We start from the raw sequence: 15,174 nt of genomic DNA on the forward strand, positions 1-15,174 counted from the left end.
CAGTCGGCAACGGATCAACCCTGTGCCCCCTGTGTTGAGGGGAACGGGAACGGACAGAAAGGCAACGGGAAAAATGGCGGAAAAATCCTTTCGAGTTGCAGTGGTGGGCGCCACCGGCGCGGTTGGAAACCTGATGATCCAGGTCCTGGAGGAGCGCTCCTTTCCGGTAGGTGAGCTCAAGCTGCTCGCGTCGGCGCGGTCCATCGGAAAGAGCCTGCCTTACAAGGGCCGAATGCTGCCGGTCGAGGAGCTCACCGAGAAGTCGTTCCGGGGGGTTCAACTGGCCTTGTTTTCGGCGGGTTCGGGCGTGAGCAGGAAGTTCGCCCCCATCGCTGCGGAAGCGGGTTGCGTGGTGGTTGACAATTCCAGCGCATTCCGCATGGATCCCCGGATTCCGCTGGTGGTCCCGGAGGTCAACGCTCATGCCCTGGGCGACCATCCGACGATCATTGCCAATCCCAACTGTTCGACCATCCAGATGGTCGTTGCGCTGAAACCCATTCAGGATGCGGTCGGGATCAGGCGCATCGTCGTGACCACGTTCCAGGCCGTTTCGGGCACCGGAAAGCGGGCCATCGAAGAGTTGCGCAGGCAGGTGGCGGACCTGAGCGAGGGCAGGGAAGTCACCAGGGAGGTCTACCCCCACCAGATCGCTTTCAACTGTTTCCCGCACATAGGGGCCTTTCTCGACAACGGGTTCACCGAAGAAGAGATGAAAATGGTCAACGAGACGCGCAAGATCTTCGAAGACCCCGAAATTCAGGTCTGTGCGACGACGGTGAGAGTGCCGGTGTACTTCGGTCATTCCGAATCCGTCAATATCGAGACGAGGGCCCCGATTTCGGCGGAGCGCGTCCGGGAAATCCTGTCCGGGGCTCCCGGCGTAATCGTCGTGGACGACCCGGGGCAGCACCGGTACCCGGTCCCGCTGCAGGCGGCCGGCACGGACGACACCCTGGTGGGCAGAATCCGAATGGATCCATCGGTGGAAAACGGGCTGGCCATGTGGGTGGTGGCGGACAATATCCGCAAGGGAGCCGCAAGCAATGCCGTCCAGATTGCCGAAATACTCGCGGCGCGGAACCTGATCTGACGACCATGCGGATCGTGGCCGGCCAATTCGGCGGCCGGCGCCTGCGTTCGCCCGGGGACGCGCGTATCCGGCCGACCATCGACAGAGTGCGCGAAGCGGTCTTCAGTATCATAGCGCCTCATGTTCCCGGCGCGCGAGTGCTCGACCTGTTTGCCGGAACCGGAGCTTTCGGCCTGGAGGCGTTGAGCCGAGGGGCTTCACGGGCCGTTTTTGTGGATCAAAGCCGGGATGCCGTGCGCATCATCGAGGAAAACATCGCCAGATGCGGCGTTCAGGACCGTGCGCGGGTCATTCTTGCCCCGGTTCGGAAAGCGCTCCTGCGGCTTGCCGAAGAAGGCGGGAGCTTCGATCTGGTGTTCATGGATCCCCCTTACGGAAAGGGCTGCCTCGAAGCAAGCCTTCCGCGTCTCGGCAAAGTGACCCATTCCGATACACTGGTGATCGGCGAGCACCATGCGAAGGACGTTCTTCCGACGACCCCTCAGGAGGGCTGGGTGAAAACCGAGGAACGCAGGTATGGCGACACGCGGATTTCATTCTTTGTGAGAGATGTTCCCCGTTGAAGCGGCAGGCGAACCCAAGGCGACGATTTCAAAGGAGTCGGCAATGAAAAAAGTGGCGGTCTATCCCGGTTCGTTCGATCCCATCACCAACGGCCACCTGGATCTCATCGAGCGTGGTCTGAAGATTTTCGACAGTATTGTCATCGCGGTGGCGGCCAACCCCGGGAAGAAGCCGCTCTTCACCTTCGAGGAGAGGCTGGAGATGATCAATGCCAGCATCGAAGGGCATCCCATGCAAAGCCGGATCCAGGTCGGGTCGTTCAACGGGTTGCTGGTCGATTACGTGTCGTCCATCAAGGCCAACACCATTCTCAGGGGGCTGAGGGCCATCAGCGACTTTGAGTATGAATTCCAGATGGCGTTGATGAACCGCAAGTTGAGCACGGAGATCGAGACCCTGTATCTCATGACCGGCATGCGGTGGATATACATCAGTTCCCGCATCATCAAGGAAGTGGTGATGTCCGGGGGCTGTGTGACGGGGCTGGTGTCTCCGGCCGTGGAAAAACGATTGGCGGAGCGGCTGAAGGAACCGAACCGGTCGCTTTGAGCCCTGTCCCGTTTACAGGCGCAACCGGTCGGCGATTCCCAACACGGCCTCGCAGTACGGGCGGCTGTGGTTGTAAGCGTAAATCACGCGCTCCTTCTCCGCTTCGGTCCGGGCCTCCGTCCAGCCGTGCCCGCGCAGGTAGTTGGCCACGCTGAAGATGGCGTCCTGAGCGGTGAACAGGTCGACGACGCCGTCCTGATCGCCGTCCATGCCGTATCGCACGAGACTCGAAGGCAGGAATTGCGCCCAGCCGATCGCCCCCATCACGGAGCCTCGGTAAGCTTGTACGTCCATGCCGTTGGAGTCGGCCCACCGCAACAACGAGCTCAGTTCCTGGTAGGCCCACTTGGAACGGTCCATCATCTTGCGGTCGAAGGCGTCCCTGTTCCATCGCTTGCGGTCCCTGACCGTCAGCATGGACCAGATCTTGTCCCGGTTCTCCCTTTGGTCCATGACGGCGAACGTGGAAAAAACGGCCAGTGTCGGCGTCTGACCGGTGTAGCTGCCGAACCGGGTTTCCACCAGCAGGATGGCCGCGATCACCCGCCGGTCCACCCCGGACGCGCTTTCGGCCCTGGCGAACGTGGCGGCGTGACGATCGAGAAACTGCTGCGCCTTGGCGATGGAGGCTGGAGTCAGGAACTGCGCGTAACTGCGCTTGCCTTCCCGGATTCGAAAAGTGAGCGCCACGATCTTGTACTGCGGAGGCGGAGGGGGCTGAAAGGCGAGCGACACCACGTTCGGGCGCAGGCCGTCCTGGATGAGCCTCTGCTTGAGGGGGGCATAGATGTCGTAGGCCGCGGCCGGGCCGGGCAAAGCCGCGCAAAGGCACGTCACGATGGCGAGCAGGCAAACGATCGGGGTACACACGGTCCTGTGCGGGAGCGGTTGGTTCAAGACGTCTCCTTTCGATGTCGGCTTCATGCCGCGGTGCGAACAACCGGCGGTCGTTCCAGGCGTCGGTCGAGGGTCTCCACCTGCTTGACTTCCGAACACCCCGCTTCGCCCGAAGTGATGGATCACCGCAACGGCAAACCCGATTCGGCATCACCCGGAGTCGCCGGTTGCGGCTGTTTTTGCTTGAGGTTTTTCAGACCATTTATTATACGTAAGCACTCTTTGCATTGCAACGAAACAGAAAAACATTCCTTTGCCGTTACAATCTGCCGATGCTGATCACTCCTGCTGAAGAATGTTCGGCAGGAGTTTTTTTTCGAGGCGATCCATGAACGCTAAGCCCGAAGCGATTCCCACAGCCGAGAGCCGACCGCGGCAAATCGGAGAATTCCAGCAACTGCGGTCGCGGCTGCTGGAATGCATTGCCGACGTCCTGGCCCTGGAGAGGTCGTGTACCCAGCCCTGCGCGGAACTGAGGGAGAAGGTGGAAACGAACACCTTCAACCTGGTGGTCGTCGGTCAGTTCAAGAGAGGCAAGACCTATCTCATCAATGCCCTGATGGGTGCCGATCTGCTTCCGGTTTCGGTGGTTCCCCTCACTTCCATCGTCACCGTGCTGTCCTACGGGGAAGAGCTCCGCGTGAAGGTGTTTTATAACGACGGGCAGGTGCGGGAGGCCGATCCGCTCACCCTTTCCGAATACGTTACTGAAGCGGGCAATCCCAACAACATGAAGAACGTCAAGGAGGTGATCATCACTTACCCGTCGCCGTATCTGAAGGACGGTGTACGGTTGATCGACACCCCGGGCGTGGGGTCGGTGTATGTCCACAATACGGATGTGGCCTATCGCTACCTGCCCAAGTCCGACGCCGCCCTTTTCCTGCTCTCGGTCGACCAGCCCGTGAGCAAGGCCGAGCTGGAATTTCTGGCCGACGTGCGGCAGTATTCGGGAAGGATATTCTTCCTTTTGAACAAGATCGACCACCTCACGGAGGATGAAATCGAGAAGTCGATTGTCTTTTCCAGGGGAGCCCTGGAGGAGGTTCTGGGCGGCGGGGTGCGGGTTTATCCGGTTTCGGCGAAACTGGCCCTCCAGGGCAAGCTGGAAGGGACGGCACAGACGCTGAAGGCGAGCAGGATCGAGGCGTTCGCGGAGGTGCTGAACGAATTCCTGCTGCGCGAAAAGGGGAAGGTGCTTCTGCTCTCCGTCGCCAACAGCCTGGCGAGGACGATCGCCCGTTGCCGCCTCGAGATCGAGCTCGAGCTGCAGTCCATTCTGACCCCGCTCGAGGAACTTCAGGGCAAGATCGCCCGCTTCGATGCCAAGAAAGAGGAAATCATCCGCGACAAGCAGGATTTCGATGTGCTCCTCGACGGCGAGGTCGACCGGCTCATTCGAAAAAAACTCGACGAAGACCTTGCCGTTTTGAAAAAAGATCTTATTCCGCAGATGGAGGAAGGATTCGACCGCTTTCACGAAGAACACCGGGAACTGTCTCTCAAGGAACTGAGCGAAGCTCTGGAAAAATACGTCACGGAGGGGATCGAACGGGCTTTCCTCGAGTGGTGCGAGGTCGAGGAGGAGACGCTTGCGAAGGAATTCGAGTCGATCTGTTCGAGATTCGTGACCAGGGCGAACGAGACGGTGGATGAACTGATGAAGTTCTCCTCGCAGCTGTTTGCCATACCCTTCAGCGCATCGGCCCCGGAGCCGGCCTGGGCCGGCGAATCCGGATTCTATCTGAAGTTCAGGAGCGAAGCGGTGGGGCTCGACTTGCTGACCGATTCGCTCACCCAGGTGGCCCCGGGATACATCAGCGACAAATTCAAAAAGCTCAAGACATTCCTCTACGACTTTGCGAATCGTCTGATCGTGAGCAAGCGACGCCGTCACATGCTCGAGACGATCGAAATGCAGAGCGGGCGTTTGAGGTTCGATTTTCTGAGCCGAATCGACCGCGGCAGGCGCAGGTTCAGGTCGGAGATGATGAAACGGATCGATGCCACGATGGAGGGGATCGGGGCGGCCATTGCGCTGGGGATGGACCTGAAGTCCAGGGGAGAAAAGGAGGTGGAGGCCCTGAATGCCGCGCACGGCGCCGAGCTTGCGCGCCTGGAGGGAACCGGGCGGCGGCTGGCGGAGATCATCCGCCAATGCGAAGCCATGTGAGCGGCTGGGGGATGAAGAATTTTCGTTCGAAGGCGGAGGGCCGTGCGCGGTCGCCGCGTTTCGTCCGCCGAGTTGCCGGGTTGAGGATCATGCTGTTTTTCCTTGAGCTTTTATGCTTGACAAAGCAGGTGCTGCTAAAGTAGTTTTGTCGCGCATTTGGGGAGGGAATATCTTCGAGACCCCGTCTTGTTACTAAGCTCGGAACCCGCGAGAGAGACAAGAAAAACTGTGCTGAAAACCAAGCAGACAGCCTGTCAATTCAGTCCTTCTTAATCCGGTGCCTCATCTGACATGACCATTCTGAACGCTCTCCGGGACCGATTGAATCGCGGAGAGGGACGGAGCGGACCATGTGCCGGGCTTTCTCGCTGTTGTGATCCACTGAGACCCCCTCTTGAGGGAGGGACTTCTCAAGGCATTAATATCGTGTCGAATCGTATGGAATCAGCCTTTCAAAATCTTCAGATGAGCAAAGGAGGTCCCGAGGGGAACGGACTGCGCAACAAAGCGGGGTGACCCAGCCCCTGACCTGAGGAGAGTGAAGTCAATGCCAAAATCTTTTGAAGGAGGACTATCTACATGAACGCCAGTCTCATTACGCAATTCGCCCTCGTCTGCGGTGCGTTGGGAGTCATCTACGCGCTGGTGACCGCGGCGTGGGTATCCAAGCAGAGTGCCGGGTCCGAGAAGATGCAACAGATCTCGGATGCCATCAAGGAAGGCGCTGTCGCCTTCCTCAACCGCGAATACAAAACCGTCGCGGTCGTGGCGGTTATCCTCGCCGCCCTGTTGGTTTATCTGGGCAAGTGGACGGCGATCGGGTTTCTGGTCGGCACCGTGGGTTCGGCAGTGGCCGGCTACATCGGCATGATGGTCTCCGTTAAGGCCAACGTGAGGACGACGGAAGCCGCCAAGAAGGGGATTCAGTCGGCACTCAACGTTGCCTTCAAGGGCGGGTCCGTGACCGGTATCATGGTGGTCGGTCTCGGTCTGCTCGGCATCACCGGGTATTACCTGGTCGCGAAGTCGATGGCCCCCGTCGATGACGCATTCCACGCCCTGGTGGGTCTTGGTTTCGGTTGCTCCCTGATGAGCGTGTTTGCCCGTATCGCGGGCGGCATTTACACCAAAGCCGCTGACGTGGGCGCCGACCTGGTCGGCAAGGTCGAAGCGGGAATTCCCGAGGACGATCCCAGAAACGCGGCCGTTATCGCGGACAACGTCGGAGACAATGTGGGTGACTGCGCCGGTATGGCGGCAGACCTCTATGAAACCTACACCGTGACCCTCGTGGCCGCGATGCTTCTGGCGAAAACGGTTTTCGGCGCCGATAGTCCCTGGATCGAGTTCCCCCTGCTGATCGGCGGGATTTCCATCGTCGCCTCCATCATTGGTACCTACTTCGTCCGCCTGGGCAAGAACCAGTACATCATGGGCGCCCTGTACAAAGGCCTTGCGGTATCCGGTATTCTGGCCGCGGTGGCGTTTTACTTCGCCTCCGACTGGTTCCTCAAGCTCCCCGGAGTACAGCCCGCATTCTCCTCCATGGGCGTCTTCACGACGGCCGTGATCGGCCTGGTGCTGACCGGCCTGATCGTTATGATCACCGAGTATTTCACCTCCAAGAGCTTCGGCCCCGTTAAGCACATCGCGGCCGCCAGCGTGACCGGTCACGGCACCAACGTCATCGCCGGCCTCGCGGTGAGCATGAAGAGTACCGGGCTGCCCGCCCTGGTCATCTGCGGCGCCATCATCTGGGCCTACCAGCTCGGCGGCGGTTTCAGCGGCAATCCGGCCGCGGGGTTGTTCGCCATCGCTCTGTCCGCCGTGGCGATGCTGTCCATGACGGGTATCGTGGTGGCCATCGACTCTTACGGGCCGATCACCGACAACGCCGGGGGTATCGCGGAAATGGCCGAGCTGCCCGAGAGCGTGCGCGCCATCACCGATCCGCTCGATGCGGTCGGAAACACCACCAAGGCCGTCACCAAGGGTTATGCCATCGGTTCCGCGGGTCTTGCGGCCCTGGTTCTTTTCGCCGAGTACTCCAGGTCGTTTCCGACCCAGATCTTCTTTGACCTGTCCAATCCGAAGATCATTGTCGGGCTTTTTATCGGCGGTCTTCTGCCCTACTACTTCGGCTCCCTGCTGATGGAAGCCGTGGGTAAGGCGGCCGGAGGCGTGGTCGAGGAGGTTCGCCGTCAGTTCAGGGAACTTCCCGGAATCATGGAAGGCACCACCAAGCCCGAATACGGCAAGTGCGTCGACATCGTGACCAAGAGCGCGATCAAGCAGATGATGCTTCCGGCCCTCATCCCCGTGGCGGCCCCGCTCGTGGTGGGCTTGCTCGTCGGGAAGGAAGCTCTCGGCGGCGTGCTGATCGGCAGCATCGTGACCGGTCTGTTCCAGGCCATCGCCATGACCAGCGGCGGCGGCGCCTGGGATAACGCCAAGAAGTTCATCGAAGACGGAATGTACGGCGGCAAGGGTTCCGACGCCCACAAAGCCGCGGTCACCGGCGATACCGTCGGCGACCCGTACAAAGACACCGCAGGCCCGGCCATCAACCCCATGATCAAGGTTGTGAACATCGTGGCCCTGTTGATCGTGCCTTTGCTGAAGTAGACGTTGCGAAAGCAAACCGGTGGGGAGCCATCCCCACCGGTTGATCATCGCCCCTCCTTCCCCCGGCCCGATCGTTCCGGTTATCTCCCGCTTTATGAGGTCGTTCTCGAAAGAAAGCGCATTTCAAGGCCGTATCCCCGCGATTTGTTGACTTGGCAGGCCAATGCAGATAGAGTGCAGCCTGCGGGAATGCAAAATCACGCGGGAAAGAACGTGAGCCATTATGTTTGACAATCTGTCGGATAAGTTTCAACGAATTTTTAAGAATCTGCGCGGCCAGGGAAAACTGACCGAGGAGAATATTCGGGAGGCCTTGCGAGAGGTCCGGATGGCGCTCCTGGAAGCCGACGTCCACTACAAAGTGGCCAAGGATTTCGTGACCGGGATCGCGGAGCGCGCGGTCGGCCAGGAGGTGATGACCAGTCTCACGCCGGGCCAGCAGGTGATCAAGATCGTCAACGAGGCGCTGACCGACCTCATGGGCGGGCAGTCCGAACCGCTTCGCCTGATCGGAAAACCTCCGGTCTGCCTGCTCATGGTGGGGCTTCAGGGCTCCGGGAAGACGACCACCACCGCAAAGCTTGCCCGAAAGCTCGTGCAGGAGCACCGGAAGCCCTGCCTGGTGCCCGCCGACGTCTATCGACCGGCCGCCATCGAGCAACTGGTGACTCTGGCGGGACAGATCAACCTGCCGGTGTATCCCTCGACGGTCCGTCAAAAGCCCGAGGAGATCGCCCGGGAAGCCCAGGGTTACGCCCGGGAGCACAACTGCGATACGCTGATTGTGGATACCGCCGGACGGCTGCACATCGACACGGAACTCATGGGCGAACTCGGCCGTTTGAAGGAGATTCTGCAGCCGGCGGAAATCCTCCTGGTGGCTGACGCCATGACCGGCCAGGACGCGGTCCAGGTGGCGAGCGCGTTTCATGAAACACTCGGTCTCAGCGGGGTGATCCTGACCAAGCTCGACGGCGACGCCCGCGGAGGCGCCGCTCTGTCCATCCGGGCCGTGACGCGGTGCCCGATCAAGTTCATCGGACTTGGCGAAAAGCTGGATGCCCTGGAAGTCTTCCATCCCGACCGGATGAGCTCGCGGATACTGGGGATGGGAGATGTGCTGTCGATGATCGAGAAGGCCCAGGAGGCCTTCGATGAAAAAGAAGCCCTGGCAATGGCGAAGAAATTCCGGGAGGATACCTTCTCTCTGGAAGATTTTCGCAACCAGTTGCGCCAGGTGAAGAAACTGGGGTCCCTGGAACAGATCCTCGGGATGCTCCCGGGCATGGGAAAGCTCAAGGAGCTGAAGAAACTGCAGGTGGACGAGAAGGAGTTCGTCCGCATGGAAGCGATCATCAATTCCATGACCCGGGGCGAGCGCAGGAATGCGGACATCATCAATGCCGGCCGTCGCAAGCGTATTGCCGACGGCAGCGGAACATCGGTCCAGGAGGTGAACCGGCTGCTCAAGAGCTACTCGGAAGCCCGGCGCATGATGCGGCAGATGATGGGCGGCGGGGGTTCCGCTCCGGCGACCAGGAAGAAGAAAGGGAAGGGAAAGCACAAGAGAGCATTTTTTCCTTTTTAATTACCCACGGATACGGTATAAAAGTTTGTTGCGGCCAAGAGTTTGAAGCGGCCACGGGTGCGGCTTTCTTATAACTAGTGAAGATTCAATCGATTTTTTTGTTCGATCACGGTGCCGCGGCTGAAGTCGAGCGGCCATGCGGACCGGTTCGACGAGTAAAACGTTGACCAGGAGGAAACGAACGAGTCATGGCAGTGCGTATACGTTTGGCACGTGGAGGAAGAAAGAAAAGGCCTTTCTACAGGATCGTGGTCGCGTCATCCGAGGCGCCTCGAGACGGTCGTTTCATTGAACGCATTGGTACCTACAACCCCTTGCCGGACACGGCCGAAGTGAAAATCGATTCCGACAGGCTTCAGTATTGGCTTCAGCAGGGTGCGAAACCCACCGACACGGTGCGCAATCTGATTCAGAAATATGGTGGACAAGCAGTCACTGAAGCCTCGTAGATTTTGCATTGAATGCGGCGCAGGAAATCCGGAGGTCACCATGTTGAAGGAATTGATCGAATTTATGGCGCGAGCTTTAGTGGATAGTCCTGAGAAAGTGAAAGTATCGGAAATTGAAGGTGAGCAGACTTCGGTGATCGAATTGAGGGTAGCCAAAGAGGATCTCGGCAAGGTGATTGGCAAGCAGGGGCGCACGGCTCGTGCCATGCGCACCATTTTGAGCGCCGCTTCGACCAAGATACGAAAACGGGCTGTTCTGGAGATCATTGAGTAAGACGGTGGAACCAGCCTGCCTCGTTCCGGTGGGTAAGGTCACACGCACTCACGGGATTCGCGGGGCTTTGAAAATTTTTCCCTATGGAGAAAGCCTCGCCGCGCAGGCGGCCGGGGAGAGGTTTTTTCTGCGCTCGAAAAATGGGGGTTACTGCACCCTCACATTGATCGGCCTCCGGGCGCAGGGCAGAATGCTGGTGTGCGGATTTGAAGAAATCAAGGACGTCAATGGGGCACAGCCGTTCGTAGGAGAAGAGATCTTCCTGCCTGAAGACCGACTCCCGCCCGTTTCCGAAGGAGAGTATTACCACTACCGGCTCATCGGACTCGATATCGTGACCCTGGACGGCGAATCGCTGGGCGTTCTGCGCAAGATCATCGAAACCGGCGGCAACGATGTCTACGTGGCGGAGCGTGAGGGGCGGGAAATACTCATTCCGGCCATTGAGGACGTGATCCGGGAAATCGACCTGGAGCGGAAACGAATGGTGGTCGATCTGCCGGAAGGGTTGGTTGACGCATGATCTTTGACATTCTGACCATTTTCCCCGGCATGTTCGATGCGCCGCTGGGGGAAAGCATTCTCGGAAAAGCCCGGGAGCGCGGGTTGGTCGAGATTCGCGTGCACAACATACGCGACCATGCCTTCGACAAGCACCAGATGACCGACGATCGTCCTTTTGGCGGCGGGGAGGGTATGGTCATGAAGCCCGAACCCATCGTCGCCGCCGTCGAGGCGGTGGCCGGGGAAGGCCCCGAAGCGCCGGTGGCGCTGCTCACCCCCGCGGGAAGGCTGTTCACCCAGGACTTGGCCGCAAGGCTGAGCCTGCTGCCGCGGTTGATCCTGATCTGCGGGCGTTACGAGGGGGTGGATGAGCGTATTGCCGAGCACTTTGCCGATGAAACGATTTCCATCGGGGATTACGTATTGACCGGAGGTGAGCTGGCAGCCATGGTGGTGGTGGATGCCGTCACACGACTGATTCCCGGAGTTCTGGGCAATGCGTCTTCGGCTGCGGCGGAGTCCTTTACCGAACCGATCCTGGAGTATCCGCAGTACACGAGACCCCAGGAATTTCGCGGCCACCCGGTTCCCGATGTGCTGCTGTCGGGGCATCACGAAGCCATCCGACGCTGGCGGCGCGGGCAGGCCCTGCTGCGTACGAAACGGCTCAGGCCCGATTTGTTTGCGCGACTGGAAATCTCGGCGGAGGACCTGGAACTGCTGCGGGAGGCGGAGCGGCCTCAGGCACCGAATCCGCTCCGTGTCGCGGGATAGAGCGCGGCGATGGCGCGTCTGTACGCGGCTCTCGTGCATTACCCGGTGCTGAATCGAAGGGGTGAGATCATCGCTTCGGCGATCACCAACCTCGATCTGCACGATCTGGCCCGAGCCGGCCGCACCTATGATGTGCGGGCGTGTTACGTGGTCACCCCGCTCCGGGACCAGCAGGCATTGTCGGAGCGGCTTTTGAAGCACTGGAACGAAGGGATTGCAAGGGAGCTGCTTCCGGAACGCGTGGAGGCGTTGCGGCGAATCAAGGTGGTTGAAGATATCCGGGCGGCCGCCGACGACATCGCATCGGTTCATGGCCTGCGGCCGGGAATCTGGGCGACCACGGCCGGGAAAGGTGAGAGGCGCCTGACGCACCGGGAGGCGAGGCGCCTGCTGGTGGAAGATGCGAAGCCTTACCTGTTGCTGTTTGGCACGGGATGGGGGCTGGCCCCGGCGGTCTTCGACCAGGTTGACGCAGTGCTCGAGCCGATCGCCGGGATGAACGGTTACAATCATTTGTCCGTACGGTGTGCGGCGGCCATTCTGTTTGACCGCCTGCTCCGCGCGGACCAAAGCATATGAGAACGGGGGGCTTCAACCCTCCCCGATCAATCTGAATGGAGGATACAAATGGGGATGAGTCTGATTGAAACGATCGAAAGAGATCACATGCGTGCCGACATCCCCCCGTTTCGGGTCGGAGACACGGTCAAGGTACATGTGAAGATTCGAGAAGGGGACAAGGAGCGCATTCAGGTATTCGAAGGGGTGGTGATTCGCCATCACAGGGGGAACATGGGAGCGACCTTCACGGTAAGGAAGGTGTCCTATGGAGTGGGTGTGGAGCGTATATTCCCGGTCCATTCACCGCAACTGGATCGAATCGAGGTGCTGCGACACGGGCGGGTGCGCCGGTCCCGGCTCTACTACCTGCGCAAGCGCCTGGGGAAAGCGGCCAGAATCAAAGAGAGGCGCTAGTGGGACGCAAACCCGTTGAAGCCCTGGCGATGGACATGCTGCATTTCGAGAAGCAAGCCTATCGGCAGGGTTTTCAATTGGTTGCCGGAATCGATGAGGTGGGACGCGGCCCGTTGGCCGGCCCGGTGGTGGCTGCCGCAGTCGTGGTGCCGGCGGGTGTCCGTCTGCCGGGAGTTGCGGATTCGAAGAAGCTTTCGGCCGGGCAGCGGGAATCCTGTTGTGAAGATATCCTGTCGTGCGGTTGCGATGTGGGTATCGGGCGTGTCGAACCCTCTGAAATCGACCGGGTGAATATCCTGCAAGCCACTTTCCAGGCGATGATCGCGGCCGTTGCCGGTCTGAAAACCCCTCCGCACTGTCTCCTCATCGACGGCCCTTACGAACTGCCTCTGTTCATCGCGCAAAAAGGCATTCCCCAGGGGGATGCGAAGTCCCTGTCCATCGCCGCGGCGTCCATTGTCGCCAAGGTGCATCGTGATCGCCTCATGTGTGAATACCACCTGAAGTACCCCGTCTATGGTTTCGATCGAAACAAGGGCTACGGGACCGCACGGCATCTGGATGCTTTGCGCAGGTACGGGCCGTGCCCGATTCACCGCTTGAGTTTCGGCGGCGTGCGCGCGTCGGAGGGAGAAGGGCTTGAAACCGCCGCCGGAAGACAGTCATCGGAAGGGAAGAAAGGGCGAAGGCCTCGCGGCTGATTTTCTCGCGAGCAAGGGTTGCCGTCTTGTGGAGCGGAATTTCCGCTGTGCGGCGGGGGAGATCGATCTCATCGTCCGGGACGGGAAAACCCTGGTTTTCGTTGAGGTGAAGTCGCGCTGCGGATCGAGATTCGGCCTGCCCCAGGAGTCGGTGTCCATCGCCAAGCAGCGGCGCCTCACGCGCCTGGCGCTGTGGTATCTTCGAGAAAAGCGGTTCGAGGGGCATCCGGCCCGGTTTGACGTCGTAGCGGTGACCTGGAGCGGTGGAAAACCCGAGGTGACCTGGATTGTCAATGCATTCGAAGCGCTCGAATAATGCCGGGGAAAGGGCAGGCCCCGGCACCCTTTACGTGGTGGCCACCCCCATCGGCAATCTCTCCGACATCAGCCTGAGGGCGTTGGAGACTCTGCGTTCCGTCCATCTCATCGCGGCCGAAGACACAAGACACACGCGCAAACTGCTCAGCCGTCACGACATCCACAAACCCCTGGTGAGCTATCACGGCCACAACCTGGAGCGGAGCGGCCGCGAGCTTATGGAGCGCATCGAGGCGGGGGAAAGCGTTGCCCTGGTGACCGATGCGGGCACGCCCGGGGTGTCCGATCCGGGCGCATTGCTCATCGCGGGCGCGGTGGATCGGGGGTTGCCCCTCGTCGTCATTCCCGGTCCCACGGCGCTGATTGCGGCCCTGGTTGCTTCAGGGCTGCCCACTCATCCTTTTGTGTTCCTGGGCTTTGCCCCTTCCCGCGGACATGGGCGCACGAAGTTTTTCGCATCCCACGCCATCCTGACCATGACCCTGGTCCTTTACGAATCCCCGAAGAGACTCGCCCGGACGCTCGAAGACATCCTCACGTTCTGGGGAGACCGGCGCATCGCCGTCGCCCGGGAGCTCACCAAGCGGCATGAAGAGGTGTTCCGGGGGTTGGTCAGCCGATGCCGGGAGCATTTCTCCGGAGAGGTGAAAGGCGAATTGACCCTGGTGGTGGAGGGCGCGGCCGAAGGGATAATCGCGGCCGAACGGGAAGAGCGTGACTGGCGGGGGGAATTGCGGCTTCTTCTCGATACGCCGGGCGTCACCCTCAAGGAGGCCGTCGAACGGATTGCAGCCGCGCGCCGGGTGCCGCGACGAACCGTCTACCGGGAAGCCTTGCGCGGCAAACCACGCACCTGATATATAATTCATGTACAAGTTGAGTGCATCAGGCGGGAGGGCTAAAGCCCGCCCCTTGTACGGACTCATGTGCCGGTCAGACATATCCGGAGGTTATGCGGGCGGGGATAAACCCCGAGGGCCGTGCGGATCCGTAGGGTGGGCACGGTCCCACCGTGCCCACGGTCCGGCCGGGAGCTTCCCCATCGGGCCGATGGTATGGCCGGGAGGGAACAGCGTGCCCGCGGTCCGGCCGAGCCTCGTACCCCGTACTCGTCATGATCGCTGTGAAAGCGTGCGGCCATGGGGGCGTTCCACACGTCGGCTCCGGATCGTTCATGGCGCCAAGCACTGGGGCAAGGGTATTGGGACCGCGGGCTGCGCCGCCGCGCACCCCGCCCTGCGCGAATCAAGAGTTGACAAAGAGCACAGTTGCACTGTCTGACGGGCACATCGGTACGTGGGAGCGGGCTTATCACCGCCCGCCTCATCATCCGTTGACCCCATCTCCTGCGCTTTTTCATGCACGCCGGTATGAAGATTCAACCCGGTTCAGGTTGCGTTCAATTCCTGGACGGGCTGTGCGATCTTGTTGATCCTGCCGACTTCGCGGACGATTTCAGCGGGGGAGCAGTATTCCCTCTCGGGGATGCGCTCCAATATCTCCACCACCATTCGCGTGCTCGGGCCCGGACCCCGTCGGGCGTGCGACAGGATCATGCCCTTGTCTGCCGGAAAGTGGATGCTCTTGAGATGTTTCATGATGTTGGCCGGGCCACCGCCCCTCACGCCCCTGGTCATGGTACTTTCCTTCCCCGAATATCATGAGAAGTCCGCGTCATCGAAAGTGTCGT

General features: G+C 60.3%; 17 protein-coding genes. 15 read left to right on the plus strand and 2 right to left on the minus strand.

The features are described from left to right. The first annotated feature begins 73 nt into the window (after positions 1–73). Genes SFUM_RS15710 through coaD form a run of 3 tightly spaced genes read left to right on the plus strand, consistent with a single transcriptional unit; the run spans position 74 to position 2,206 of the window. Positions 74–1,093, plus strand: coding sequence for an aspartate-semialdehyde dehydrogenase (locus SFUM_RS15710; RefSeq protein ID WP_011699828.1), 1,020 nt, complete (start codon positions 74–76; stop codon positions 1,091–1,093). Positions 1,094–1,098: 5 nt separating this feature from the next. Continuing rightward, complete coding sequence (rsmD, locus tag SFUM_RS15715; protein ID WP_011699829.1) at positions 1,099–1,656, plus strand: 16S rRNA (guanine(966)-N(2))-methyltransferase RsmD; 558 nt, start codon at positions 1,099–1,101, stop codon at positions 1,654–1,656. Positions 1,657–1,699: 43 nt separating this feature from the next. After that, on the plus strand, positions 1,700–2,206 hold the full coding sequence (gene coaD, locus SFUM_RS15720) for a pantetheine-phosphate adenylyltransferase (RefSeq protein ID WP_011699830.1): 507 nt from the start codon (positions 1,700–1,702) through the stop codon (positions 2,204–2,206). 12 nt (positions 2,207–2,218) lie between these two features. On the opposite strand, the gene SFUM_RS15725 is transcribed toward coaD, so the two are convergent. Further along, positions 2,219–3,103, minus strand: a complete 885-nt coding sequence (locus SFUM_RS15725) for a lytic murein transglycosylase (RefSeq protein ID WP_049766389.1) — start codon at positions 3,101–3,103, stop codon at positions 2,219–2,221. A 328-nt stretch (positions 3,104–3,431) separates the two neighbouring features. Here SFUM_RS15725 and SFUM_RS15730 point away from each other — a divergent pair, with 328 nt between their 5' ends. The 12 genes from SFUM_RS15730 (at position 3,432) to rsmI (ending at position 14,341) form a co-directional block, all read left to right on the plus strand. Next, positions 3,432–5,276 carry a dynamin family protein gene (locus SFUM_RS15730; protein ID WP_011699832.1) on the plus strand — a complete coding sequence of 615 codons (1,845 nt, stop codon included), beginning with the start codon at positions 3,432–3,434 and terminating at the stop codon, positions 5,274–5,276. A 579-nt stretch (positions 5,277–5,855) separates the two neighbouring features. Next, entirely contained in the window at positions 5,856–7,901 is a 2,046-nt protein-coding gene (locus SFUM_RS15735; RefSeq protein ID WP_011699833.1) for a sodium-translocating pyrophosphatase, read from the plus strand. 223 nt (positions 7,902–8,124) lie between these two features. After that, the gene (gene ffh, locus SFUM_RS15740; protein ID WP_011699834.1) at positions 8,125–9,489 is read left to right on the plus strand and encodes a signal recognition particle protein; all 1,365 of its coding nucleotides are present in this window, start codon (positions 8,125–8,127) and stop codon (positions 9,487–9,489) included. Positions 9,490–9,677: 188 nt separating this feature from the next. Beyond that, positions 9,678–9,938 carry a 30S ribosomal protein S16 gene (rpsP, locus tag SFUM_RS15745; RefSeq protein ID WP_011699835.1) on the plus strand — a complete coding sequence of 87 codons (261 nt, stop codon included), beginning with the start codon at positions 9,678–9,680 and terminating at the stop codon, positions 9,936–9,938. A gap of 40 nt (positions 9,939–9,978) precedes the next feature. Continuing rightward, positions 9,979–10,212 carry a KH domain-containing protein gene (locus tag SFUM_RS15750; protein ID WP_011699836.1) on the plus strand — a complete coding sequence of 78 codons (234 nt, stop codon included), beginning with the start codon at positions 9,979–9,981 and terminating at the stop codon, positions 10,210–10,212. Then, positions 10,205–10,735, plus strand: coding sequence for a ribosome maturation factor RimM (rimM, locus tag SFUM_RS15755; RefSeq protein ID WP_011699837.1), 531 nt, complete (start codon positions 10,205–10,207; stop codon positions 10,733–10,735). The genes SFUM_RS15750 and rimM overlap by 8 nt, the downstream gene beginning before the upstream one ends. Further along, positions 10,732–11,490: a tRNA (guanosine(37)-N1)-methyltransferase TrmD gene (trmD, locus tag SFUM_RS15760; protein WP_011699838.1), complete on the plus strand. Its 759-nt coding sequence runs from the start codon at positions 10,732–10,734 to the stop codon at positions 11,488–11,490. The genes rimM and trmD overlap by 4 nt, the downstream gene beginning before the upstream one ends. 9 nt (positions 11,491–11,499) lie before the next feature. Further along, positions 11,500–12,069, plus strand: coding sequence for an RNA methyltransferase (locus SFUM_RS15765; RefSeq protein ID WP_011699839.1), 570 nt, complete (start codon positions 11,500–11,502; stop codon positions 12,067–12,069). 54 nt (positions 12,070–12,123) lie between these two features. After that, positions 12,124–12,465, plus strand: coding sequence for a 50S ribosomal protein L19 (gene rplS, locus SFUM_RS15770; protein WP_041442878.1), 342 nt, complete (start codon positions 12,124–12,126; stop codon positions 12,463–12,465). Positions 12,466–12,494: 29 nt separating this feature from the next. Beyond that, entirely contained in the window at positions 12,495–13,166 is a 672-nt protein-coding gene (gene rnhB / locus SFUM_RS15775; protein WP_435051181.1) for a ribonuclease HII, read from the plus strand. Then, a complete protein-coding gene (locus SFUM_RS15780; protein ID WP_041440715.1) occupies positions 13,105–13,482 on the plus strand; it encodes a YraN family protein in 378 nt (125 codons plus the stop codon). The genes rnhB and SFUM_RS15780 overlap by 62 nt, the downstream gene beginning before the upstream one ends. Next, a complete protein-coding gene (rsmI, locus tag SFUM_RS15785; protein WP_011699843.1) occupies positions 13,460–14,341 on the plus strand; it encodes a 16S rRNA (cytidine(1402)-2'-O)-methyltransferase in 882 nt (293 codons plus the stop codon). Before SFUM_RS15780 ends, rsmI begins: the two co-directional genes overlap by 23 nt. 531 nt (positions 14,342–14,872) lie before the next feature. Here rsmI and SFUM_RS15790 read toward each other — a convergent pair. Next, on the minus strand, positions 14,873–15,121 hold the full coding sequence (locus SFUM_RS15790; protein ID WP_011699844.1) for a DUF2795 domain-containing protein: 249 nt from the start codon (positions 15,119–15,121) through the stop codon (positions 14,873–14,875). Positions 15,122–15,174: the final 53 nt, after the last annotated feature.

The sequence above is a fragment of the Syntrophobacter fumaroxidans MPOB genome, from assembly GCF_000014965.1.
Classification (GTDB): Bacteria; Desulfobacterota; Syntrophobacteria; order Syntrophobacterales; family Syntrophobacteraceae; genus Syntrophobacter; species Syntrophobacter fumaroxidans.